Genomic DNA, 23,004 nt, shown 5'->3' on the forward strand with positions numbered 1-23,004 from the left:
CGCGATCAAGCACTAACAACGGGCAGAGTGTGCCTAGGTAAGATGCGGGGCGGGTGATTGTGGGCGCCTTTCTTCCTTCTCCCCTTGCGGGAGAAGGTGGCGCGAAGCGCCGGATGAGGGGTATCTCTCCAGTCGCAAGATCGGTCGTGAGGAAAGAGACCCCTCACCCGTCTCGCCGCTTCGCGGCGAGCCACCCTCTCCCGCAAGGGGAGAGGGAAAGAGAGAGCGCGTTACGCCGCGGACGTTAACCGCTGCAAGAACTGGGTCACCTCGCGGCGGAGTATCTCGACTTCGCCGTGGACGCGTTCGGAGGCGTGGTTGACGCGGGTAGCGACGCGGCCGGTGTCGGCGGCGGCTTCGCTGATGCCTGTGACGTTGGAGGACACCTGCGAGGTGCCGGCGGAGGCTTCGTGAACGTTGCGGGCGATCTCGCGCGTCGCCGCCCCCTGCTGCTCGATCGAGGCCGCGATCGAGGCGGTGATGCCGTTGATCTCGGTGATGGTCTGCGCGATCGCCTCGACGGCCGCGACCGAATTGGTGGTCGATTGTTGCATCTCGCCGACCTTGGCGCTGATCTCCTCGGTCGCCTTGGCGGTCTGGTTGGCGAGGCTCTTGACCTCGGAGGCCACCACTGCGAAGCCGCGGCCGGCCTCCCCTGCGCGGGCCGCCTCGATGGTGGCGTTGAGCGCGAGCAGGTTGGTCTGCGAGGCGATCTCGCTGATCAGCTTGACGACGTCGCCGATCTGCATCGCGGCGTCCGCAAGGCTCCGGATCTCGCTGCCGGCGCGATTGGCTTCGTTCACCGCCCGCCCCGTGCTCGCGGTCGAGCCGGCCACCTGGCGGTTGATTTCGGCGATCGACGATGCGAGCTGCTCGGCGGCGCTGGCGACGGTGGCAACGTTGCGCGAGGCCTGGTCGGAGGCAGAGAGCACGCCGGAGGTCTGCAGGCTGGTCTTCTCCGCCGCCGCCGCCATCTGGCCGGCGTCGGATTCGAGATCGGTCGCGGCGCCCATCAGCGTGCCCGCAACCTGGTCGAGATGCGTGCCGAACTGCCTGGCGAGATCCGCGATCTCGACGACCCTGCGGCCGAGGCTGTCGGTGCCGGCATTGATGACGGTTGCCGAGCGGCGGAACGAGCCAGGCAATCCGCGCGCCAGGATCTTGCGGAAATGCTTGCCGTGGCTGGCATACTCCATCGAGGCCGAGGCTTCGCGCTGGAACGCATCGGTTATGTCGAGCATGTCGTTGACGGATTTCTGGATCGCCCCGATCCGCCCGGCCTGCCGCTCGCTGAGGATGCGCGCCTCGAGATCGCCGCCCGCCGCCTTCCGGCACACATCAGCGACCTCGTCGACGGCAACCGCGGTGCGGTGCTGACACCAGACGGCATAGCCGGAGAGCGCGATCGTCGCGCCAAGCAGAGCGGCACTCGTGATCCCGGTCATGCCGAGAAGAGAGAGAACGAACGCGACGACGGCAAGACCACACGCGAGCGCGGTCGCTCCCTGCGCCTTAGAGAGAGAGCACAAATTCATCGTAACCGACACCCTGTTGCTTGAGCAGCCCGATCATCGCCTCGAAGCTTGCCTGCATGCCCTCCTTGGCATTGGCATGCCGCGCCTCTTCGGCGCACAGCGTCTTGTAGATCGGCTTGATGCGCTCGATCTGCGCGGGATCCGGCTTGCGACGGTTGGAGTGATAGCCGACGATGTTGCCGCGCTCGTCGAACGTCGGCGTGACGTGGGCGAACACCCAGTAATGACTGCCGTCCTTCGCCAGGTTGACGACGTAGGCGAAGATCTCCTGCCTGGACTGCAGCGTGTCCCAGAGCAGCTTGAAGACGGCGCGCGGCATGTCGGGATGGCGGATCAGGCTGTGGGGCGCGCCCATCAGCTCGGCGTAAGAATATTTCGCCATCCGGATGAAGACGTCGTTGGCGTAGGTGATGCGGCCCTTGAGATCGGTCTTGGACACGATCAGCTCCTCCTCGCCGAGGAGATTTTCCACGCCAGTCGGCCGTATCGCATGCGTCATCGTTGACGAATCCTGTCGAAGGGCAGCGCCCTCGAAGGGTAGCCCGCATCACCTCACGAATACGGTGCGAAATGTTAATCCCGAGTGACCGCGGAAACTCCTGCGGTCATATGACACCTACGTATGAGTACGTAGGTGTCGGCATCCTGCAGCGAGGTGCATCAGCACCATCACATCGTCGCGCCCAGCACCCAGGGCGCGAACTCGGCGCCGCCGAAATCAAAGCTCTCGCTCTTGGTCGGCTGGCCCGAGGCAGTCTTGAGGATGAGCTCGAAGATGCGCTGGCCGCATTGTTCGACGCTCTCCTCGCCTTCGAGGATGGTGCCGCAATTGACGTCCATGTCCTCTTCCATGCGCTTGTACATGGGCGTGTTGGTGGCGAGCTTGATCGAGGGCGCCGGCTTGCAGCCGAACACGCTGCCGCGGCCCGTGGTGAAGCAGACGAGATTGGCGCCGCCGGCGACCTGTCCGGTCGCGGCGACCGGATCGTAGCCGGGCGTGTCCATGAACACGAAGCCCTTCTTGGTGACGGGCTCGGCATAGCGCAGCACCTCGACGAGGTTGGTGGTGCCGGCCTTCGCCATCGCGCCGAGCGACTTCTCCAGGATGGTGGTGAGGCCGCCGGCCTTGTTGCCGGGGCTGGGATTGGCGTTCATCTCGGCGCCTTCGCGCGTCGTGTACTCGTCCCACCAGCGCATGAGGTCGACCAGCTTCTCGCCGACCTCGCGGCTGACGGCGCGGCGCGTCAAGAGATGCTCGGCGCCGTAGGTCTCCGGCGTCTCCGACAGGATCACGGTGCCGCCGTGGCGCACGATGAGGTCGCTGGCCGCGCCGAGCGCGGGATTGGCCGACACGCCGGAATAGCCGTCCGAGCCGCCGCATTGCAGCGCCACGGTGAGCTCGCTCGCCGGCACCGTCTCGCGCTTGACCTTGTTGGCGTCAGTCAGCGCCTCGCGCACGAAAGCGATGCCGGCTTCGACCGTCTTGCGGGTGCCGCCGACCTCCTGGATGTCCATCGCGCGCAGGCGTCCGGCGAGCTTCTGCTCTTCCATCAGACCGCCGATCTGGTTCACCTCGCAGCCGAGGCCGAGCACGATGACGTGGGAGAAATTGACGTGCCGCGCATAGCCGCCGAGCGTGCGGCGGAGCAATGCCAGCGGCTCGTTCTGCGTCATGCCGCAGCCCGTTTTGTGGGTCAGCGCGACCACGCCGTCGACGTTGGGGAAATCGGCCAGCGGATTGTCGCCGGTGAACGGATTCTTCTTGAAGACGTCGGCAACGAGGCTTGCGACATGCGCGCTGCAATTCACCGAGGTGAGGATGCCGATATAGTTGCGCGTGGCGACGCGGCCGTCCGGACGGCGGATGCCTTCGAAGGTCGCCGGCAGGTCGAAGTTCGGCGTCGGCTTGACGTCGACGCAATAGGCATAGTCCTTCGAGAAATCACCCATGCCGCAGTTCTGCACGTGCACGTGCTGGCCCGGCGCGATCGCTTGCGTGGCAAAGCCGATGATCTGACCGTAGCGCCTGATCGGCTCTCCTACCGCGATCGGCTTGATCGCGACCTTGTGGCCGGAGGGGATGCGATCGACCGTGCTCACGCCGTCGGCGACCAATGTTCCCGGCGGCAGGCTCGCGCGCGCGATCACCACGCCATCATCGGGATGCAGGCGGATGACGGGGCTGATGGTCATGGGAAGTCTCCTTGGGTCTCTTACTTCACCTCTCCCCGTTCTTACGGGGAGAGGTCGGATCGCGCAGCGATCCGGGTGAGGGACAAGCCGCGCGTTCGATCGTTAGATTAGTCGTGTTGAGAGAGGCCCCTCACCCTGACCCTCTCCCCGTAAGAACGGGGAGAGGGAAAGAGCTCAAGCCTTACCGCCTGAATCCTTGCGGGTCGCGTTCACCTGCATCTTGGCGTAGGTCGTCATCAGGCCGACTTCATTGGACAGCGTCACCAGCTTGAAGCCCATGTTGATGGCGCGCGCCGCGCCTTCGGCGCCGCTGCAATGAATGCCCGGGTTGAGGCCGCGCTTGCTGCATTCCTTGATAATCTTCTCGTAGATCGCGAGGATCTCGGGCTCGCTGCGGTCGAGCTTGGGCTCGAGGCCGTAGGAGAAGCCGAGATCGGACGGGCCGATATAGACGCCGTCGATGCCTTCGACGTCGAGGATCGCTTCCATGTTCTCGACGGCAGTCCGCGTCTCCATCATCGGCAGCAGCACGATCTCGTCGTTGGCCGTCTTCTGGTACGAACCCGCGGTGCCGTACATGCCGGCGCGGATCGGACCGTTGGAGCGCACGCCCTTGGGCGGATATTTCGAATAGGAGACCAGGTTCCGGGCTTCCTGCGGCGTGTTGACCATCGGGCAGATCACGCCATAGGCGCCGCCGTCGAGCACCTTGCCGATGATGCCGGGCTCGTTCCAGGGCACGCGGACCATCGGGGTGATCGGATGCTTGTCCATGGCCTGGAAGCACTGCACCATCGAGAGATAGTCCTGCACGCCGTGCTGCATGTCGACCGTGACGCTGTCGAAGCCGCATTGCGCGATCATCTCGGCCGAGAAGCCGGAGGGTATGGCAAGCCACGCGTTGACGACGGCCTTGCCCGACTTCCAGATCTCTTTGACTTTATTCGCCACGTTGCCTTTCCTTCCCTGTTGCTCTCACTCGCCGCGGATCGGGTTGGGCCGCACTTTGAGCGAAAAAAAGCGTGAATGTCCATGGCTCTCGCCGCGCACGCACGCATATCTGGTTTCACTCCTCGGCTATTGTCTCGTCCGCGCCTCCGAGCCCCGCAAGGCTCCGTTCGAGCTCGCCGAGCATCTCCTGCAATTCGGCGAGCTTGCGGGCGCCAAAGCGCCGCGTGATCTCGGCATAGATCGCCTCCGACGTCGGCGCGACCGAAGCCATCAGCTTCAGCCCTTCCTTCGAGATCGAGACCATGCTGCGGCGCTGATCGGCTTTCGCGGTCTTGCGCTCGATCAGGTTGCGGGCCTCGAGATCGCGCAGGATGCGCGACAGGCTCGGCCCGAGCAGGAACGCGGTGCGCGCGAGTTCCGTGACCTCGACCGCCTCGATCGCCGCCAGCGCCCGCAGGATGCGCCATTGCTGCTCGGTCAGGCCGTGCTCGCGCAGCGAGGGACGAAACTGCCGCATCACCGCTTCCCGGGCCCGCAGCAACGACATCGGCAGCGAGCGCGAAAAATCGCGCATCGGCACCTGGCGCGCGGCCGGCGGGTGACCGTTGGCGGGATCGGCGGATTTCTTGGTCATGACGCCCTTTAAGCCGCAAAACGTTTGCAGTGCAGCAAGTCGAATTTGTGTTTGACGCATTCACTTAACATGTTAAGTATCTCGCGGCACCACGATTTGTAAGATCACGGATGGCGCTTTCCAACGACGATATCCAGGCTTGCGCGAGGCGTCTGCACCAGGCGGAGAAAACCCGCACGCAGATCCGGCAGCTCTCGCAAGACTTCCCCGACATCACCATCGCGGACGCCTACGCGATTCAGAAGGCCTGGGTCGACGTCAAGATCGCCGAGGGTCGGGTGGTCAAAGGCCACAAGATCGGCCTGACCTCGAAGGCGATGCAGAGCGCGCTTGGCATTGACGAGCCGGATTCCGGCGTGCTGCTCGACGACATGTTCTTCGCCGATGGCGGATTGGTGCCGACCGAGCGCTTCATCGCGACGCGCGTCGAAGCCGAGCTCGCCTTCGTCATGAGCAAGCGCCTTTCGGGGCCCGAATGCACGCTATTCGACGTGCTCAACGCCACCGACTTCGTGGTGCCGGCGCTGGAGATCCTGGATACGCGGATCGAGCGCGTCGATCCCAAGACCAAGGCGACGCGCAAGATCTTCGACACCATCGCCGACAATGCGGCGAATGCCGGCATCGTGCTCGGCGGGCGGCCGATCCGCCCGCTCGATGCTGACCTGCGCTGGATCGGTGCGCTGTGCTTCAAGAACGGCCAGCTGGAAGAGACCGGCCTTGCCGCCGGCGTGCTCAACCATCCCGCGACCGCAGTCGCCTGGCTCGCCAACAAGATCGCCCCGCTTGGGCTGGCGCTGGAGCCGGGCCAGGTCGTGCTCGCCGGCTCGTTCATCCGCCCGATCGAGACCCGCAAGGGCGACACAATCCAGGCCGATTATGGCGCCTACGGCTCGGTGAGCTGCTACTTCGCGTAAACGAAAGACGACAGGGAGTGAAACCGCGATGCCGCATTTCACCATCGAATATTCGGCCAATCTCGACGGCCGCCTCGACATCGCTGGGGTGTGCGAGGTCGTGCGCAAGGCAGCCAGCGAGACCGGCATCTTCCCGCTCGGCGGCATCCGCGTTCGGGCTGTCAGGTGCGAGCATTATGCGATCGCGGATGCGCGGCAGGACTACGGGTTCCTGGACATGGTGCTGCGCATCGGCGAGGGCCGCGACCTTCCCACCCGCCAGAAAGCCGGCGAGCATGTTTTTCAGGCGCTCTCGAAACATCTCGACCCCGTCTTCGCCGCCAGCAAGTTCGCTCTGTCGTTCGACATGCAGATCAACGACAAGGACACCAGCTGGAAGCGCAACAATATTCACGACGCCCTGAAAGCGGAGGCCGCTCATGGATAAGCCCACGCCGAAAGCCGATCTATTCCAGGCCAACCGCGACCGCGTCGCGCCGCTGCTGAAGACTCTGCGCGCGGACGGCATCGGCCACATGATCGACGGCAAGACCGTCGCCTCGATCTCAGGCGAGACCTTCGAGACCAGATCGCCGGTCGATGGTGCCGTGCTCGCCAGCGTGGCGCGGGGCAATGCGGAGGATATCGACGCGGCGGCGACCGCGGCGGCGCTCGCGTTCAAGTCCTGGCGCGACATCGGGCCGGCGATGCGGAAGAAGCTGCTGCATCGGGTGGCCGACGCGATCGAGGACAATGCCGACGACATCGCGGTGCTCGAATGCATCGACACCGGCCAGGCCTATCGCTTCATGGCCAAGGCCGCGATCCGCGCCGCGGAGAATTTCCGCTTCTTCGCCGACAAATGCGCGGAGGCACGCGACGGCCTCAACACGCCGAGCGACGAGCACTGGAACGTCTCAACGCGCGTGCCGATCGGTCCCGTCGGCGTGATCACGCCGTGGAACACGCCGTTCATGCTCTCGACCTGGAAGATCGCCCCGGCGCTGGCCGCCGGCTGCACCGTCGTGCACAAGCCGGCCGAATGGTCGCCGGTGACGGCCTCTATCCTGGCGAAGCTCGTCAAGGACGCCGGCGTTCCCGACGGCGTGCTCAACACCGTGCACGGCTTTGGCGAGGAAGCGGGCAAGGCGCTGACCGAGCATCCCGCCATCAAGGCGATCGGCTTCGTCGGCGAGAGCGCGACGGGCTCGGCCATCATGATGCAGGGCGCGCCGACGCTGAAGCGCGTGCATTTCGAGCTCGGCGGCAAGAACCCGGTGATCGTGTTCGACGACGCCGATCTCGACCGCGCGCTCGACGCCGTCGTGTTCATGATCTACTCGCTCAACGGCGAGCGCTGCACCTCATCGAGCCGGCTGCTGATCCAGCAGAGCATCGCGGACAAGTTCGTGGAGAAGCTGACCGCACGGGTGAAGGCGCTGAGGGTCGGCCATCCCCTCGATCCCGCCACCGAGATCGGGCCGCTGATCCACGAGCGGCATCTGGCCAAGGTGTGTTCCTATTTCGACGTCGCGCGCCAGGACGGCGCCACGATCGCGGTCGGCGGCAAGGCCTATGACGGGCCGGGCGGCGGACATTATGTCGAGCCCACCTTGGTCACCGGCGCGCACGGCAAGATGCGCGTGGCGCAGGAGGAGGTGTTCGGCCCGTTCCTCACCGTGCTGCCGTTCAAGGACGAGAAGGACGCCGTGGAGATCGCCAACGACATCCGCTATGGCCTGACAGGCTATGTCTGGACCAACGACGTTGGCCGCGCACTGCGCGTTGCCGATGCGCTGGAGGCCGGCATGATCTGGCTGAACTCGGAGAATGTCCGCCACCTGCCGACGCCGTTCGGCGGCATGAAGGCCTCAGGCATCGGCCGCGACGGCGGCGATTACTCGTTCGACTTCTACATGGAAACCAAGCACGTCTCGCTGGCGCGGGGCACGCACAAGATTCAGAAGCTGGGGATTTGATTGTCATTCCGGGGCGCGCGGAGCGCGAGCCCGGAATCCATTCATCCACCAACTCTGCTGCGCGATGGATTCCGGGCTCGGCTCTGCGAGCCGCCCCGGAATGACAGAACCGAGGGGAAACGCACATGCCGGTACCGCAACACATCTTCGAGCCGCCGTTCAACATCATCCGCTCCAGCCACGTCGTGCTCGACGTCACCGATTTGAAGCTGAGCCGCGAGTTCTACGAAACCATTGTCGGCCTCCACGTCGAGGACGTCGACGATAACGCCGTGTACCTGCGCGCGGCCGAGGAGCACCAGCATCACTCGCTGGTGCTGCGCAAGGCAGCCGTGCCGGCTTGCGCCCGGCTCGGCTTCAAGGTCGGCAACGACAAAGACCTCGACAAGGCTGCCGCGTTCCTCTCCGAGAACGGCCTCGCCTACGCCTTCGCCGACCAGGCCTTCCAAGGCCGTACCCTGCAGTTCACCGATCCCTTCGGCTTCCAGATCGAGCTCTATGCGGCGATGGAGCGGCGGCCGCATCTCCTGCGCCGCTACGACCTCTACCGGGGCTGCCACCCGCAGCGGCTGGATCATTTCAACGTCTTCGCCGCCGAAGTGCAGGACACGATGGAATTCTACGCCCGGCTCGGCTTCCGCCTCACCGAATATGCCGAGGAGGACGGGCCGAACGGGCGCATTGCCGCGGCCTGGATGCACCGCAAGGGCAACGTCCACGATTTTGCGATCACCAACGGCAAGGGCCCGCGGCTGCACCATTTCGCCTACTGGACGCCGACGGCGATGAACATCATCCATCTCTGCGACGTCATGGCCTCGCAAGGCTTTGTGAAGAACATCGAGCGCGGCCCGGGGCGCCACGGCATCTCGAACGCGTTCTTCCTCTATGTGCGCGATCCCGACGGGCACCGCCTCGAGCTCTATACCAGCGACTATTTCACGGGCGATCATGACCACGAGCCGCTGCGCTGGTCGCTGCGCGATCCGCGCCGTCAGACGCTGTGGGGCGCCCCTGCCCCGCGTTCCTGGTTCGAGCAGGGCTCGCCGTTCACGGGCCAGGCCGTGCGCGAGCCGAAATTCGTGGCCGATGTGCTGGTGGCGGACTGATGAAGCTGCCTCGTCTCGCCACCTATTCCGTCAAGGGTGATGTCGGCTATGGCGCCGTCCTGGAGGGCGGCATCGTCGATCTCTCCGCCCGCTATGCCAAGACCTATCCGACGCTGCGCGAGGTGATCGCTGCGGGCAAGCTCATCAGCTTTGCCGAAGAGGCCGCCAGCCGCACGCCGGACCACGCGCTCACCGAGATCAGCTGGCTGCCGCCGATCCCCGCGCCGGAAAAGATCATCTGCATCGGCGTCAACTATCCCGATCGCAATGCCGAGTACAAGGACGGGCAGGAGGCGCCGAAATATCCGAGCATGTTCATGCGCTCGCCCCGCTCCTTCGTCGGCCACGACACGCCGCTGGTGCGCCCGCGTGCCTCCGCGCAGCTCGACTATGAGGGCGAGATCGTGCTGGTGATCGGCAAGCAAGGCAGGCACATTCCGGAGAGCAGCGCGCTCGACCATATCGCGGCGCTCACGCTCTGCAACGAAGGCTCGGTGCGCGACTGGCTGCGCCACGCCAAGTTCAACGTGACGCAGGGCAAGAACTTCGATTCCAGCGGCAGCCTCGGTCCGTGGCTGGTGCCCTACACGAAGGAATCGGAGATCGCCGACATCCGCCTCACCACGCATGTCAACGGTGAGCTCAGGCAGGACGATCGCACCAGCCGGCTGATGTTTTCGTTCCGCTACCTCATCAGCTATATCTCGACCTTCGCAACGCTCGTTCCCGGCGACGTGATCGTCACGGGGACGCCGACCGGCGCCGGCGCGCGGTTCGATCCGCCGCGCTATCTGAAGCCGGGCGACGTGATCGAAGTTGCGGCCGAGGGCATCGGCTCTTTGCGCAACGGCGTCGTCGACGAGGCCTGACCAACAACCGAAATGGAAGTGCCAGAATGACCACCCTCACCGGCGGCGAAGCGATCGTAAGCGGGCTTGTCGCCCACGGCGTCGACACCGTGTTCGGCCTGCCCGGCGCGCAGGTCTACGGCCTGTTCGACGCCTTCCACCAGGCGCAGCTCAAGGTGATCGGCGCACGACACGAGCAGGCCTGCGGCTACATGGCGTTCGGCTATGCGCGCGCCAGCGGCAGGCCCGGCGTGTTCAGCGTGGTGCCCGGCCCGGGCGTGCTCAACGCCAGCGCGGCGCTGCTCACCGCCTTCGGCTGCAACGAGCCGGTGCTCTGCGTGACTGGCCAGGTGCCGACGCAATTTCTCGGCAAGGGCCGCGGCCATCTGCACGAGATGCCGGACCAGCTCGCGACCTTGCGCACCTATGTGAAATGGGCCGAGCGGATCGAACATCCCAGCAACGCGCCGACAATCGTGTCGCGCGCGTTCCAGGAGATGATGTCGGGGCGGCGCGGTCCCGCCTCGGTCGAGATGCCCTGGGACGTCTTCACGCAGCGCGCGGCAACAGTGCCTGCGCAGGTGCTGGAGCCGCTGTCGGCGCCGCAGCCAGATCCCGATATGATCAAGCAGGCGGCAGCGCTGATCAAGGCGAGCAAGGCGCCGATGATCTTCGTCGGCAGCGGCGCGATCGAAGCGGGTGAGGAGATCCTCGAGCTCGCCGAGATGATCGATGCGCCCGTGGTCGCCTTCCGCAGTGGCCGCGGCATCGTCTCCAATGCGCACGAGCTCGGGCTCACCATGGCCGCGGCGTACAGGCTGTGGCCGAAGACCGATCTGATGATCGCGATCGGCACGCGCGCTGAGCTGCCGGCCTCCGGCTTCCGCTGGCCCTATCAACCGAGCGGCCTGAAATCCATTCGCATCGACATCGATCCGGCCGAGATGCGCCGGCTCGCCGCCGATGTTGCAATTGTCGCCGATGCCAAGGCCGGTACGGCCGATCTCGTCGCGGCCGTGAAGAAGGCCGGCTACGCCAAGAGCCGCAGCCGACGCGAAGACATTCGCGAGGCCACCGCAGCAGCGCAAGCCGAGATCCAGCGCATCCAGCCGCAGATGGCCTATCTCAACATCCTGCGCGAGGTGCTGCCGGCGGACGCGATCGTCACCGACGAACTGTCGCAAGTCGGCTTCGCCTCCTGGTACGGCTTTCCGATCTACCAGCCGCGCACCTTCATCACCTCGGGCTATCAGGGCACGCTCGGCTCGGGCTTTCCGACTGCGCTCGGCGCCAAGGTCGCCAATCCCGACAAGCCGGTGGTGGCCATCACCGGCGACGGCGGCTTCATGTTCGGCGTGCAGGAGCTTGCCACCGCCGTGCAGTTCAACATCGGCGTGGTGACGCTGGTGTTCAACAACAACGCCTACGGCAATGTCCGCCGCGACCAGCGCGAACGGTTCGACGGCCGCGTCGTGGCCTCCGATCTCGTCAATCCGGATTTCGTCAAGCTCGCGGAGTCCTTTGGCGTGACTGCTGCGCGCGTCACCGCGCCGGAGCAGTTCAGGGCGGCAATGGAGAAGGCGCTCGGCCACGGCGGGCCGGTGCTGATTTCCGTCGAGGTGCCCAGGGATTCCGAAGTCAGCCCGTGGGCTTTCATTCACCCGCCGAAGCCTTAAACGAAGCGTCGTCGTTCCGGGACTCTTTCCTTCTCCCCTTGTGGGAGAAGGTGGATCGCTGACGCGAAGCGGCAGCGAGACGGATGAGGGGTCTGTCTCCGCGGATCGAGACCCCTCATCCGCCTTCCCTTCGGGAAGGCACCTTCTCCCACAAGGGGAGAAGGAAACGCGTCACCGCGTCCTGCGGAAGGTCAGATTGATCCGCTTCCGGCCGAGCAGCGGATGCTCGCCGTCGGCGAGCGGCGCGACGCCGTGATAGGCGAGCCTGCTGGCCCCGCCCCAGACCACCACGTCGCCATGGACGAGGCGGAAGCGGCGCGGCTTGTCGCTGCGCGCGAGGCCGCCGAACAGGAAGATCGCGGGCAGGCCGAGCGAGACCGAGACGATCGGCGCGGAATAGTCCAGCTCGTCCTTGTCCTGATGCAGCGACAGCCGCGTGCCCGGCTCGTAGCAATTGACGAGGCAGGCATCGGGGGCAAAGCCTTCAAAGCCGCCCTGCTCCGCGGCGCGGCGGGCGAGATCGCAAAACAGCGGCGGCATCGCCGGCCATGGCGCAGCGGTGCGCGGATCGATGGGGTCGTAGCGGTAACCGGTGTGATCGGTGATCCAGCCGCGCTCGCCGCAATTGGTCATCGCCACCGACATCTGATGGCCGCCGGGCGTCGTCATCCGCCGGAACGGCGATTGCGCCACGATGGCGCGCACGGTGTCGATCAGCCCGCTCTCGATCGGCTTGACGAAGCCGCGTAGCAGCACGGCGCCGTCGGCGATCGCCTCGCGCTGCGGCTGCGCCTCGGCGACGCTGTCGAACAAATCACCCGTCAATCGCAGCGCTCATTTGGCATCGTGGAAAATCACACCCAGCGTGTGGCGCTGGCCGGACCTGATCCGGCTGACGCCGTGGCGGAGATTAACGCGGTAGGTGCCGCGTGTCCCCTGCACCGGGCGATGATGCACAGCGAAGGCGACCGCATCGCCCTGCATCAGCGGCACCACCTCGGCCCGCGACTGCATGCGCGGGCGCTGCTCGGTCAGCACGAACTCGCCGCCGGTGAAATCGCGTCCGGGTTCGGAGAGCAGGATCGCAACCTGGAGCGGGAATACGTGCTCGCCATAGAGGTCCTGGTGCAGGCAGTTGTAGTCGCCGGCCTCATATTGCAGCAGCAGCGGCGTCGGCCGCGCCTGCCCGGCGTCGTGGCAGCGTTTCAGGAACGTCTCGTGTGTGGCGGGATAGCGGATGTCGATCCCCATCGCCTCGTTCCAGCGATTGGCGACGGCTTGCAGGTGCGCATAGAGCGCCGGACGGAGCTGTGCGATCAGGTCGGGCAGCGGATAGGAAAAGTACTTGTACTCGCCGCGACCAAAGCCATGGCGGCTCATGACGATGCGGCTGCGGAAGTGCGCATCGTCCGGGTAGAGCGCGGCGATGGCGCGGCATTGGTCCGGCGTCAGCAGGTTCTTCAGGACGGCGCAGCCCTGGGTGTCGAGCTCGGCGGTGATTTGGGGCCAGTCGAAGGCATCGACGTGGGCGGCGAGGTCGGTTCCAGAGTCTGGTGCGGCAACACGTGATGCAATGGCCATAGGCGATGTCCTATCCACATCGTCATTCCGGGGCGCGACCTCTTGGGCGCGAGCCCGGAATTCATACTCCCGATCGTGGTTATGGATTCCGGGCTCGCGACTACGTCGCGCCCCGGAATGACGGATGTGGGTGTGGCAGATATCGGCTGTACAAGCCACCCGATTTCCGATGACTCTCTCCCCGTCCTTGCGAGGAGCCCTTGCGACGAAGCAATCCAGACTGGTTCCGCGGAGAGACCCTGGATTGCTTCGCTTCGCTCGCAATGACGGTGAGGAGAGGACTCAGCCCCTCACCGGCAGCGTCACCACGTCATACCCGTGCCGGATCGTCCGCTTCAGCACGGGATCCTCCAGCTCGAAGTCGAAGCGATCCGCCGGGCGGATGCCGCCCTTGGCGGCGAAGGTGCCGCCGAACATGGCGCTGCCGTCGGGGAACTTGCCGCCGTCAAAGCCGCGCGCGATGAGGTCGGCGACCGGCAACATCGCATCCAGCGTGCCCTCCTGGTAGAGCACACGCTCGCCCTTGATGGTGGCGTAGGAACGCAGGATCATCTTGTCCCAATGGCCGATGACGTCCTCGAGCTCCCAGAGCGTCGAGGCAACCGGCTTGTCGCACATCTGCTTGGAGACCGTGACGCTGTAGGCCTCGACCTTGCGGTCGGTGTGATCGGAGCCGCAGCCGACGAAGATGCGGCCCTGCCAGCCGATCAGCACGAACTCGACCTCGCCGGAGGAATCGCCACCGGTACATTCGATGCTGTCCTCCTGGGTCAGTCGCCGCGCCGAGGCGCGGTAGTAGATCGGCGTCGAGGCCGGGCGGGCGATGCCCATCTCCTCCAGCTCGGCGATGTGCTTGTCGCGCGCGACCGTGTCGCGGCCGGTCCAGCCGGCGATGACCAGCTGATCGATCGCCAGCGTCAGCGGCGTGGTGGCGTCCTTGGCGTCGATGGTGAAAGTCAGGTCAAACACGAATGACGGCCTCCATGCCGGCAGCAAGTTCGAAAATGCGATGGTCCGAGCCGCCTGCGCCCGCCAGCATCAGGCCGACGGGAACGTCGCCGTCGCGATGACAGGGCAGCGAGATGGCGCAACCGTCGATCAGGTTGATCAGGCTGCAATTGCGCAAGGCGCGGATGTTCTCGCGGGTGAAGGCCTGATCGTCGGCGAGGTCGGCGATCTTCGGCGGTGTGTTGGGCGTCGTCGGCAGCACCAGGGCATCATAGGGCGCGATGCGCGCGTTGACGCGCGCGATCAGCGAGCGGCGTTCGTTGAGCAGGTCGATGTAGTCGGCCGCGCTCTGCGCCTCGCCGCGCATGATGCGCACGGCGACCCTGGGATCGTAGACGTCGCCCTTGGCCGTGATGAGATAGCGGTGCCAGGCATAGCTCTCGGACGCCGCGAAGCCGCCCTTGGCATTCATCGGGCCGACGTCGTGGAACTCCGCCATCTCGATCCGCTCGATGATGGCGCCGTGATCGGACAGCGTCTTCAGCGCGCGCTCGAAGGTCTTGGCCACCTCTGCGTCGAGATCGTCGAGCGCGATCGTGGTGGGCACCGCGAGACGCATGCCCTGGATCGGCCGCGGCCTCAACGGGACGATCGGCTCGCCCGCGAGCACTGCATCGAGTATGGCACAGCAACTGACCGATCGTGCCAGCGGCCCGATGCTGTCGAGCGAGAACGACAGCGGCACCGAGCCGTCGAGCGGCACGCGCCGCTGCGTCGGCTTGTAGCCGACGATGCCGTTGAAGGCGGCCGGAATCCGGCAGGAGCCGCCGGTGTCGGTGCCGAGCGCGCCATGCGCCATGCCGTCGAGCACGGACACCGCCGCGCCGGCCGACGAGCCGCCGGGCACGTGGCCTTCGGACCGGTTCCAGACCCCCTTCGGCGTGCCATAATGCGGATTGATGCCGATGCCGGAATAGGCGAACTCGGTCATGTTGGTGCGGCCGATGACGACGAAGCCGGCGCCGCGCAGCCGCGCCACCGTCGCGGCATCGTGCTCGGCCGGGGCTGAGTCATCGAGCGCGCGCGAGCCGGCGCGCGTCACCTGGCCCTTGATGTCGAACAGATCCTTGATCGAGATCGGGATGCCGGCATAGCGCGACGGCGCCGCCTTGGCCTTGCGCAAGGCATCCATCGCGTCGGCCACCGCGAGCGCGGCGTCCTTGTCGACGTGGATGAAGGCGCGCTGGCCCTCGCCGGCGGGGTCGGCGATCCTGGCGAGGCAGGCCTCGACCAACTTGCGGGAGGTGGTGCGGCCGCTTTCGAGGTCTTCGGCGAGCTGCGCCAGTGTCGGAAAATCGGGCATGTCTGTCTCACGGAATATTCGCGCGCAATCTATAGCGCTGGCTCAGCTCGACACAAGCATTGTGCGCATGATGGCATGCATGCGCATTGCTGGACCGTTGACGCGCCATGGTCGATTGTCGCATCAAGTTCGAAACCGGCGGGCGCGAGGCCTGTCGCTCGGGAGACTCTTGGGAGGAGCCGCCAACATGGCCGAACCGCAGCGCGCGCGACCGAAACCGACGCCGGAGACCCAGCATTTCTGGGACGGCACCAAGGCCGGCGAATTGCGCCTGCAGCGCTGCGATGCCTGCGCCCATGTCTACTTCCCGCCGCGCCCGTTCTGCCCCTCCTGCGCCTCGCGCAAGGTCAGCATCTTCAAGGCGAGCGGCAAGGGCTTTCTCTACAGCTACGTGATCAACCACCGGCCCGCGGCACCGGGCTTCACGCCGCCTTACGCCATCGCGGTGGTCGAGCTCGACGAAGGCCCGCGGATGATGAGCAACATCATCGACTGCCCGCAGACCCCCGAGGCACTCGAGCTCGACATGAAGCTCGAGGTCGCGTTCCAGGAGCTCGACGACAAGATCACCCTCCCCGTCTTCCGTCCGGCGAAGGGGTAGACCATGCGCAAGAACCAGGTTGCCGTCGTCGGCGCGGCCGAGACCACCGAGCTCGGTGTCATCCCGAACGCTTCGCAGCTCCAGCTGCACGCGGATGCCGCGCTCAACGCCATCGCCGACGCCGGGCTGAAGCTCTCCGACATCGACGGCTTTGCCACCGCGGTCGAAACGCCGCAGCAAGTCTGCCATTATCTCGGCATCAAGCCGACCTGGGTGGACGGCACCTCGGTCGGCGGCTGCTCCTTCATGCTGCATGTCCGGCACGCGGCGGCGGCGATCGAGGCGGGTCTCTGCAAGACGGTGCTGATCACCCACGCCGAGAGCGGCAAGTCGATGATCGGCAAATTGCCGCGCTCGACGCCGGCCGACAGCCTCAACGGCCAGTTCGAGGCTCCTTTCGGCGTCTATGGCCCGCCCAGCATGTTCCCGATTCCCGTGCTGCGCTTCATGAAGACCTACGGCATCACCCACGAGCAATTGGCTTCGGTGGCGGTGGTGCAGCGGGAATGGGCGGCGAAGAATCCGCGGGCGATGATGAAGGATCCGATCACGGTTGCCGATGTCCTCAACTCGCGCATGATCGCCTATCCGTTCCGGCTGCTGCAGTGCTGCCTCGTCACCGACGGCGGCGGCGCGCTGATCCTGACCTCGGCCGACCGCGCCAGGGATTTTCCGCGGAAGCCGGTCTACATCATGGGCACCGGCGAGAGCGTCGAGACGCCGATGGTCAGCCAGATGGAGACGTTCAACTCCTCGCGTGCGTTCAAGACGGCGGGGCCGCTGGCCTTCAAGGAGGCCGGCATCGCGCACGGGGACGTCGATCATCTCATGATCTACGACGCATTCGCGCATCTGCCGCTGTTCGGCCTCGGCGATCTCGGCTTCATGCCGTACGAAGAAACCGGCCAATTCATCGCCGACGGCAACACGCGGCCTGGAGCCAAGCTGCCGCTCAACACCAACGGCGGCGGATTGAGCTACATGCATTCGGGCATGTACGGCATGTACGCGCTGCAGGAGAGCGTGCGCCAGATGCGCGGGATCGCGCCGGCGCAGGTGCCGAACGCGAAGATTTCGGTGTGCCACGGCGTCGGCGGCATGTTCGCGGCGAGTGGCACGATCGTGTTCACGAACGAGAGGTAATGGCTGCTCGCCTCTCCCTCTCCCCGTTCTTACGGGGAGAGGGTTGGGGTGAGGGGCATCCACATACACCAGACTCGCGGAGAGTCCCCCTCACCCGAATTCGAGCTTTGCTCGAATTCGACCTCTCCCCGCAAGCGGGGCGAGGTAAGAAAACAGGAGAACCCACATGAGCAAATCACTGCAAGACAAGGTCATCATCGTCACCGGCGCAGGGCGGGGCATCGGGCGCGAGATTGCGCTCTTGTGCGCGGCCGAGGGCGCCAAGGTCGTCGTCAACGATCCCGGCGGAGCTGCCGACGGCGCGGGCGCGAACGCGGCGCCCGCCGAGGAGGTGGTCGAGGAGATCAAGAAGCGCGGCGGCACGGCGGTCGCCAATTTCGAAAGCGTCGCGGAAGCTATTCCCGCCAGCAAGATCGTGAAGACCGCGACCGATCATTTCGGCCGGCTCGACGGCGTCGTCAACAATGCCGGCATCTTGCGCGACATGATCTTCCACAAGATGAGCGTGGAAGCCTTCGAGGCCGTCATCAAGGTGCATCTGATGGGCTCGTTCTACGTCAGCCACGCCGCGGCGCGCATCTTCCGCGAGCAGGAGTCGGGCTCGTTCGTGCACTTCACCTCGACCTCGGGCCTGATCGGCAATTTCGGCCAAGCCAACTACGCGGCGGCCAAGCTCGGCATCGTCGGGCTGTCGAAGTCGATCGCGCTCGACATGGGCCGCTTCAACGTCCGCTCCAATTGCGTCTCGCCGTTCGCCTGGACGCGCATGATCGGCACCATCCCGACCGAGACCGACGCCGAGAAGGCGCGCGTCGAGAAAATCAAGCAGATGGGCCCGGAGAAGATCGCCCCCCTCTGCGGCTATCTGCTCGGCGATTCCGCCAAGGACGTCACCGGCCAGATCTTCGGCGTGCGCATGAACGAGATCTTCCTGTTCAGCCAGAACCGCCCGATCCGCTCGGTGCAGCGGAGCGAAGGCTGGACGCCGCAGTCGATCGCGGAACACGGCATGCCGGCGCTGAAGGGCTCGTTCTACAAGCTCGACCGCTCCGCCGACATCTTCACCTGGGATCCGGTGTAACCGATTCCCAGCACTTTGCTGCATCGCGATCTCCGGTTGTCGAGCCGGAGGTCGCCCGCTTTACGCCCGATTGCGGGCGGATGGTTTGCTCCCAATAAAAAAAAATCGGGAGGCAACCATGACAAAACCACTGACCATTCCCGCAAATAGCAGCGAGCCCTCTCTCGCGCGCCGCACGCTGTTGAAGGGCGCTGCCGCCGCAGTCGCGGCGACGGGCGTCACCATGAACGGAGCCTTGAACGGAGCCTTGGCGGCTTCCGTCGCGCCCCTCGGCCAGACCGGCGCACCGACGAGATCGACGGCGCCGCTGCCGCTCGGACCATTGCCGGGCAGCCGCTACCCCGACTCTCATCTGGAATCGGCCAAGAAGGGACCGCCGACTTTCGGTCCTTCCGGCTTTCCGGCCTTCGCCGGCACCATGGCGGTCGAGCGTGTCGCAACCGGCTTCCGCTGGGCCGAGGGGCCCGTCTATTTCGCAGCCGGGCGATACGTGCTGTTCAGCGACATTCCGAACAACCGCATCATGCGTTTCTGCGAGGACGACGGTCACCTCAGCGTCTATCGCCAGCCGTCGATGAACTCGAACGGCAACACGATCGATCGCGAGGGACGCCTGATCACCTGCGAGCACAGCGGCCGGCGTGTGACGCGGACCGAGCTCGACGGCTCGATCACGATCATTGCCGACAAGTACAACGGCAAGCGGCTGAACTCCCCGAACGATGCGGTGGTGACTGCCGATGGCGCGATCTGGTTCACCGATCCCGCTTACGGCATCGGCGGTTTCTATGAGGGGATCAAGGCCGACCCCGAGCAGGACAAGAAGAACGTCTACCGCGTCGATCCGAAGTCCGGAGAGGTCAAGGTCGTGGTCGACGATTTTGTCGAGCCCAACGGGCTTGCCATCTCACCCGACGAGAAGAAGCTCTACGTCTGCGACACCGGGTTCACCGACGGGCCGGACAATCCTTCGCATATCCGCGTGTTCGACCTCGACGTCGCGGCAGGCAAGGTCTCGAACAGCAAGGTCTTTGCCGACATGCCGAAGCCCGGCATCACCGACGGCGTTCGCTGTGACACCGAGGGGCGGGTCTGGTGCTCGGTTGGCTGGGGCGATCCGAACGAAGACGGCGTGCGCTGCTATACGTCCTCGGGCGAATTGCTCGGCAAGATCCACATTCCCGAAACCGTGGCAAACCTGTGCTTCGGCGGCCAGCAGCGCAACAGACTCTATATTTGCGGATCGACCTCGCTTTATGCCGTCTACACCAGCGTGCAGGGCGCGATGAAGCCGTGAGTTGGTGACGTCGAGTTTCCGGGTTCGCCCTTCGGGCGCCCCGGAACGACGTCGCAGCTACCCGGTATTCCTCAACCCCGCCGAGATGCCGTTGATCGTCAGCTGGATCCCGCGCAGCACCTGCTCGTCAGGGTTCTGCGCGCGGTGCTCTCTCAAGAGCTCGACCTGCACGTGGTTGAGCGGATCGAGATAGGGGAAGCGGTGGCGCACGGAGCGCTCCAAGAGCGGGTTGCCCTGAAGCAATCGGTCCTGGCCCATGATATCGAGCAGCGTTTCGATGCAGGAATGCCATTCGCGGCGGATGCGGCCAAAAATCTTTTCGCGCAAGGCCTCGTCCGGCACGAGCTCGGCATAGCGCGAGGCGATCGCGATCGAGCTCTTGGCCAGCACCATGTCCATGTTCGACAGCAGCATGCGGAAGAACGGCCATTCCTTGTAGAGCTCTTTCAGGAACGGCATGCCCTGCTCCGGATGCTCCGCGATCCACTGCTCGACCGCGCTGCCGAAGCCGTACCATCCCGGCAGCATCAGGCGGCATTGCGCCCAGGAGAACACCCAGGGAATGGCGCGGAGGTCCTCGATCGCGCGGGTCTTCTTGCGCGAGGCCGGACGGCTGCCGATGTTGAGCGTGGCGATCTCGTTGATGACGGTGGACGACCAGAAGTAATCGACGAAGCCTTCGGTCTCGTAGACGAGACCGCGATAGGCCTTGAAGGCGAGGTTCGAGAGTTCGTCCATCGCGGTCAGATATTCGCGGCGCGGCGCGCTCTGGCGCGGATGCAGGAGACTTGCCTCCAGCGTCGCGGCGGCGAGAATTTCCAGATTGTTGCGGCCGACCTCGGCGTTGGAATATTTCGACGAGATGATCTCGCCCTGCTCGGTGATGCGGATCTGGCCGTTCACGGCGCCGCCGGGCTGCGCGACGATGGCGTCATAGCTCGGCCCGCCGCCGCGTCCGACAGAGCCGCCGCGGCCGTGGAACAGGCGCAACCGCACGTGATGGCGCTCGAAGACTTCGACGAGGCCGATCTCGGCCTTGTAGAGCTCCCAGCCCGAGGTGACGAAGCCGCCGTCCTTGTTCGAGTCGGAATAGCCGAGCATGACCTCCTGCACGCTGCCGCGGCTGTCGACGAGGCGACGGTAATCGTGCAGCGACAGCATGCGATCCATGATGCTGCTCGAGGCCTGCAGATCCTCGATGGTCTCGAACAGCGGCACGATGTTGATGGCGCTGCGGCCGGAGGGATGGACGAGGCCGACCTCCTTCAAGAGCACGGCGACCTCGAGCATGTCGGACATGCCCTTGCACATCGAGATGATGCATTGGGGAATGGCGTCCGAACCGAACTTCGCATGCGCTTCCGCGGCAGCATGGAACACGTTGAGCTCCCCCATGGTCTCGTCGCTGTATTTGACGAAGGGAGAGACCAGCGCGCGCGTCGAGCGCAGCTCGTTCGTCAGCAGCGAGATGCGGGCTTCCTCGCCGAGCGCGAGATAGGACATGCCGGGGTTGGCGGCGTCGATCAGCTCGGCGATGGTGCGCTCGTGCACCGCCGAATTCTGGCGGATGTCGAGCCGGGCGAGGTGAAAGCCGAAGCAGTCCACCGCGCGGCGGAGCAGCCGCAGCCGGCCGCGGGCGATGACGCGGGCATTGTTGGAGATCAGCGAGCGATGCAGCACGTCGAGATCGGCCTGCAGCTCCCTGACGCTCTCGTAAGGCGCCGCCTTGCCGACCGGCCGGCGCGTGATCTCGACTTCGAGCTTTTCAGCCGTCGCGGTGAGCCGGGCATAGATGCCTGAGACCGCGAGGCGATAGGGCTCCCCGCTCCGATGCGGCGAGGTGTCCGGCGAGCGCTCCGCCAAATTGCGCAGCTCCTCCGAGACGTCGGCGAGATGGGCTGCGATCGACAGCTCGGCGCCGAGCACGTGCAGCTCGTTCAGATAGAACTGCATCACCCGGCTCGACTGCAGCCGCAGCGTGCCGCGCATCACGTCGGCGGTGACGAAGGGGTTGCCGTCGCGATCGCCGCCGATCCAGCTGCCCATCCGCAGGAACGAGGCAAGCTCGCTCGCGGCCGCCTCGCCGCCCTCCTCAAGCCGGTCCTCCAGCGCGTTGACGAGCCGCGGCACCTCGCGCAGGAAGGTGTAGTCGTAGAACGACAGGCCGTTGGCGACCTCGTCCAACACGGTGAGCTTGGTCCGGCGCAAGAGATTGGTCTGCCACAGCGTCAGCACCTCGCGGCGCAGCTGCTCGTCGCCGGCATCGGCCTCCTCCGCGGTCATGGCGACACGCTCGCGGCGGTCGAGCAGGGCTGCGATCTCCATCTCGCGGTCCATGGTGCTCTTGCGGCGGACCTCGGTCGGGTGCGCGGTCAGCACCGGGCTGACCAGCGCGGTCTTGAAGAAGCTGCGGAGCTGGTCGGGACCAATGCCCGCCGCCTTGGCGTGCGCCAGTGTCTCCGCCAGCACGCCGGAGCCGCCATTCTTGGCCGCGCTGCGCGCGCGCATCTGGCGGATGTTGTTCTGGTCCTCGGCGATGTTGGCAAGGTGGGAGAAATAGCTGAAGGCGCGGACGATCCGCACTGTCTCGGAAGTCGACATGCTGTCGAGGATCTGCTCGAGCTCGCGGCGGGCGAGCCGGTCCTCGTCGCGGTGGAACCGGATCGAGGTCTGGCGGATGCGCTCGACCAGGTCGAACAATTCGGCGCCCTCCTGGTCGCGCACGGTGTCGCCGAGAATGCGCCCGAGCAGGCGGATGTCGTCCCGCAGCCGGGCATCGGCCTCCATCGCCTGAACATCCTCAGGGCGGTTGGGGCGAAGCTCAGTGGCGTCGGATGGTACGGTCTGGAGGGACATGGCTCGCTCCCCTGCTCGCGCCCTTGGCGGCCCGGTCCGGCGGAGTGTGCGATATTTTTCTGCCGCAGTGCAAGATGAAGTTGGTGGCGGCGCGGCAGCGCGAAGATTTCTTGTCCCGGACGCGCTACACGCCCCTTAGCGTTGCAGCGCGTCCGGGACCGAGGAGCGACAGAGCACATGTGCCGCGACATGGGCCCCGGCTCTGCAGCGCATCGCTGAACCGGACGATGCTTCGCATCGCCGGGGGAGCGCTGCGCTGCGTCCGGGGCACGAGAATGGCCGGCCTTGTCAACAAACATGCCTTCGCGGTCTC

Annotated in this window: 20 protein-coding genes; 10 read left to right on the forward strand and 10 right to left on the reverse strand. The window is 65.6% G+C overall.

Translation table 11 applies throughout. From position 1 onward, the window contains the following. Window positions 1-230 precede the first annotated feature (230 nt). From ACNJYD_RS26590 to hpaR, 5 genes are all read right to left on the reverse strand, one after another. Window positions 231-1,535 carry a methyl-accepting chemotaxis protein gene (locus ACNJYD_RS26590; protein ID WP_439363786.1) on the reverse strand — a complete coding sequence of 435 codons (1,305 nt, stop codon included), beginning with the start codon at window positions 1,533-1,535 and terminating at the stop codon, window positions 231-233. After that, window positions 1,513-2,034: a PAS domain-containing protein gene (locus ACNJYD_RS26595; RefSeq protein WP_212259738.1), complete on the reverse strand. Its 522-nt coding sequence runs from the start codon at window positions 2,032-2,034 to the stop codon at window positions 1,513-1,515. The genes ACNJYD_RS26590 and ACNJYD_RS26595 overlap by 23 nt, the downstream gene beginning before the upstream one ends. 170 nt (window positions 2,035-2,204) lie before the next feature. Then, window positions 2,205-3,728: a UxaA family hydrolase gene (locus ACNJYD_RS26600; protein WP_439363787.1), complete on the reverse strand. Its 1,524-nt coding sequence runs from the start codon at window positions 3,726-3,728 to the stop codon at window positions 2,205-2,207. 174 nt (window positions 3,729-3,902) lie between these two features. After that, window positions 3,903-4,679 carry an HpcH/HpaI aldolase family protein gene (locus ACNJYD_RS26605; protein WP_212259742.1) on the reverse strand — a complete coding sequence of 259 codons (777 nt, stop codon included), beginning with the start codon at window positions 4,677-4,679 and terminating at the stop codon, window positions 3,903-3,905. Between the two features lie 115 nt (window positions 4,680-4,794). Next, the gene (hpaR, locus tag ACNJYD_RS26610; RefSeq protein ID WP_172784100.1) at window positions 4,795-5,313 is read right to left on the reverse strand and encodes a homoprotocatechuate degradation operon regulator HpaR; all 519 of its coding nucleotides are present in this window, start codon (window positions 5,311-5,313) and stop codon (window positions 4,795-4,797) included. Between the two features lie 110 nt (window positions 5,314-5,423). On the opposite strand from hpaR, the gene hpaH reads away from it, so the two are divergent. The 6 genes from hpaH to ACNJYD_RS26640 all read left to right on the forward strand — a co-directional run bounded on the left by hpaH (window position 5,424) and on the right by ACNJYD_RS26640 (window position 11,821). Then, window positions 5,424-6,230 carry a 2-oxo-hept-4-ene-1,7-dioate hydratase gene (hpaH, locus tag ACNJYD_RS26615; protein WP_439363788.1) on the forward strand — a complete coding sequence of 269 codons (807 nt, stop codon included), beginning with the start codon at window positions 5,424-5,426 and terminating at the stop codon, window positions 6,228-6,230. Between the two features lie 28 nt (window positions 6,231-6,258). After that, a complete protein-coding gene (locus ACNJYD_RS26620; protein WP_439363789.1) occupies window positions 6,259-6,657 on the forward strand; it encodes a 5-carboxymethyl-2-hydroxymuconate Delta-isomerase in 399 nt (132 codons plus the stop codon). Further along, window positions 6,650-8,188 carry a 5-carboxymethyl-2-hydroxymuconate semialdehyde dehydrogenase gene (gene hpaE, locus ACNJYD_RS26625; RefSeq protein ID WP_439363790.1) on the forward strand — a complete coding sequence of 513 codons (1,539 nt, stop codon included), beginning with the start codon at window positions 6,650-6,652 and terminating at the stop codon, window positions 8,186-8,188. Before ACNJYD_RS26620 ends, hpaE begins: the two co-directional genes overlap by 8 nt. A gap of 125 nt (window positions 8,189-8,313) precedes the next feature. After that, window positions 8,314-9,297: a 3,4-dihydroxyphenylacetate 2,3-dioxygenase gene (gene hpaD / locus ACNJYD_RS26630; protein ID WP_439363791.1), complete on the forward strand. Its 984-nt coding sequence runs from the start codon at window positions 8,314-8,316 to the stop codon at window positions 9,295-9,297. Then, on the forward strand, window positions 9,297-10,166 hold the full coding sequence (locus ACNJYD_RS26635) for a fumarylacetoacetate hydrolase family protein (RefSeq protein ID WP_439363792.1): 870 nt from the start codon (window positions 9,297-9,299) through the stop codon (window positions 10,164-10,166). Before hpaD ends, ACNJYD_RS26635 begins: the two co-directional genes overlap by 1 nt. A gap of 26 nt (window positions 10,167-10,192) precedes the next feature. Continuing rightward, a complete protein-coding gene (locus ACNJYD_RS26640) occupies window positions 10,193-11,821 on the forward strand; it encodes a thiamine pyrophosphate-dependent enzyme (RefSeq protein WP_439363793.1) in 1,629 nt (542 codons plus the stop codon). Between the two features lie 171 nt (window positions 11,822-11,992). Here ACNJYD_RS26640 and alkB read toward each other — a convergent pair whose 3' ends face one another. From alkB to ACNJYD_RS26660, 4 genes are all read right to left on the reverse strand, one after another. After that, on the reverse strand, window positions 11,993-12,646 hold the full coding sequence (gene alkB / locus ACNJYD_RS26645; RefSeq protein WP_439363794.1) for a DNA oxidative demethylase AlkB: 654 nt from the start codon (window positions 12,644-12,646) through the stop codon (window positions 11,993-11,995). Window positions 12,647-12,655: 9 nt separating this feature from the next. Further along, window positions 12,656-13,402: a 2OG-Fe(II) oxygenase gene (locus ACNJYD_RS26650; RefSeq protein WP_439363795.1), complete on the reverse strand. Its 747-nt coding sequence runs from the start codon at window positions 13,400-13,402 to the stop codon at window positions 12,656-12,658. A 282-nt stretch (window positions 13,403-13,684) separates the two neighbouring features. Next, a complete protein-coding gene (locus tag ACNJYD_RS26655; RefSeq protein ID WP_172784091.1) occupies window positions 13,685-14,371 on the reverse strand; it encodes a DUF2848 domain-containing protein in 687 nt (228 codons plus the stop codon). After that, window positions 14,364-15,713, reverse strand: a complete 1,350-nt coding sequence (locus tag ACNJYD_RS26660; protein WP_439363796.1) for an amidase — start codon at window positions 15,711-15,713, stop codon at window positions 14,364-14,366. Before ACNJYD_RS26660 ends, ACNJYD_RS26655 begins: the two co-directional genes overlap by 8 nt. Window positions 15,714-15,900: 187 nt before the next feature. On the opposite strand from ACNJYD_RS26660, the gene ACNJYD_RS26665 reads away from it, so the two are divergent. From ACNJYD_RS26665 to ACNJYD_RS26680, 4 genes are all read left to right on the forward strand, one after another. Further along, window positions 15,901-16,314: a Zn-ribbon domain-containing OB-fold protein gene (locus tag ACNJYD_RS26665; RefSeq protein WP_027558650.1), complete on the forward strand. Its 414-nt coding sequence runs from the start codon at window positions 15,901-15,903 to the stop codon at window positions 16,312-16,314. Window positions 16,315-16,317: 3 nt separating this feature from the next. Beyond that, the gene (locus ACNJYD_RS26670) at window positions 16,318-17,457 is read left to right on the forward strand and encodes a thiolase C-terminal domain-containing protein (RefSeq protein ID WP_439363797.1); all 1,140 of its coding nucleotides are present in this window, start codon (window positions 16,318-16,320) and stop codon (window positions 17,455-17,457) included. A 166-nt stretch (window positions 17,458-17,623) separates the two neighbouring features. Next, window positions 17,624-18,538 carry an SDR family NAD(P)-dependent oxidoreductase gene (locus ACNJYD_RS26675; protein ID WP_109144458.1) on the forward strand — a complete coding sequence of 305 codons (915 nt, stop codon included), beginning with the start codon at window positions 17,624-17,626 and terminating at the stop codon, window positions 18,536-18,538. Between the two features lie 118 nt (window positions 18,539-18,656). After that, window positions 18,657-19,835, forward strand: a complete 1,179-nt coding sequence (locus ACNJYD_RS26680; protein ID WP_172784088.1) for an SMP-30/gluconolactonase/LRE family protein — start codon at window positions 18,657-18,659, stop codon at window positions 19,833-19,835. A gap of 57 nt (window positions 19,836-19,892) precedes the next feature. On the opposite strand, the gene ppc is transcribed toward ACNJYD_RS26680, so the two are convergent. Continuing rightward, on the reverse strand, window positions 19,893-22,691 hold the full coding sequence (gene ppc / locus ACNJYD_RS26685; protein ID WP_439363798.1) for a phosphoenolpyruvate carboxylase: 2,799 nt from the start codon (window positions 22,689-22,691) through the stop codon (window positions 19,893-19,895). Window positions 22,692-23,004 lie beyond the last annotated feature (313 nt).

Source organism: Bradyrhizobium sp. SPXBL-02 (assembly GCF_051853065.1).
Lineage (GTDB): Bacteria > Pseudomonadota > Alphaproteobacteria > Rhizobiales > Xanthobacteraceae > Bradyrhizobium.

Bases quoted from the DNA above. Each gene is read 5' to 3' on its own strand.
- hpaR (WP_172784100.1), bottom strand. From the start codon at position 5,313: ATGACCAAGAAATCCGCCGATCCCGCCAACGGTCACCCGCCGGCCGCG.
- ACNJYD_RS26675 (WP_109144458.1), top strand. From the start codon at position 17,624: ATGAGCAAATCACTGCAAGACAAGGTCATCATCGTCACCGGCGCAGGG.
- hpaH (WP_439363788.1), top strand. From the start codon at position 5,424: ATGGCGCTTTCCAACGACGATATCCAGGCTTGCGCGAGGCGTCTGCAC.
- hpaE (WP_439363790.1), top strand. From the start codon at position 6,650: ATGGATAAGCCCACGCCGAAAGCCGATCTATTCCAGGCCAACCGCGAC.
- ACNJYD_RS26670 (WP_439363797.1), top strand. From the start codon at position 16,318: ATGCGCAAGAACCAGGTTGCCGTCGTCGGCGCGGCCGAGACCACCGAG.
- ACNJYD_RS26620 (WP_439363789.1), top strand. From the start codon at position 6,259: ATGCCGCATTTCACCATCGAATATTCGGCCAATCTCGACGGCCGCCTC.
- hpaD (WP_439363791.1), top strand. From the start codon at position 8,314: ATGCCGGTACCGCAACACATCTTCGAGCCGCCGTTCAACATCATCCGC.
- ACNJYD_RS26650 (WP_439363795.1), bottom strand. From the start codon at position 13,402: ATGGCCATTGCATCACGTGTTGCCGCACCAGACTCTGGAACCGACCTC.
- ppc (WP_439363798.1), bottom strand. From the start codon at position 22,691: ATGTCCCTCCAGACCGTACCATCCGACGCCACTGAGCTTCGCCCCAAC.
- ACNJYD_RS26665 (WP_027558650.1), top strand. From the start codon at position 15,901: ATGGCCGAACCGCAGCGCGCGCGACCGAAACCGACGCCGGAGACCCAG.
- ACNJYD_RS26660 (WP_439363796.1), bottom strand. From the start codon at position 15,713: ATGCCCGATTTTCCGACACTGGCGCAGCTCGCCGAAGACCTCGAAAGC.
- ACNJYD_RS26595 (WP_212259738.1), bottom strand. From the start codon at position 2,034: ATGACGCATGCGATACGGCCGACTGGCGTGGAAAATCTCCTCGGCGAG.
- ACNJYD_RS26600 (WP_439363787.1), bottom strand. From the start codon at position 3,728: ATGACCATCAGCCCCGTCATCCGCCTGCATCCCGATGATGGCGTGGTG.
- ACNJYD_RS26640 (WP_439363793.1), top strand. From the start codon at position 10,193: ATGACCACCCTCACCGGCGGCGAAGCGATCGTAAGCGGGCTTGTCGCC.
- ACNJYD_RS26635 (WP_439363792.1), top strand. From the start codon at position 9,297: ATGAAGCTGCCTCGTCTCGCCACCTATTCCGTCAAGGGTGATGTCGGC.
- ACNJYD_RS26590 (WP_439363786.1), bottom strand. From the start codon at position 1,535: ATGAATTTGTGCTCTCTCTCTAAGGCGCAGGGAGCGACCGCGCTCGCG.
- ACNJYD_RS26680 (WP_172784088.1), top strand. From the start codon at position 18,657: ATGACAAAACCACTGACCATTCCCGCAAATAGCAGCGAGCCCTCTCTC.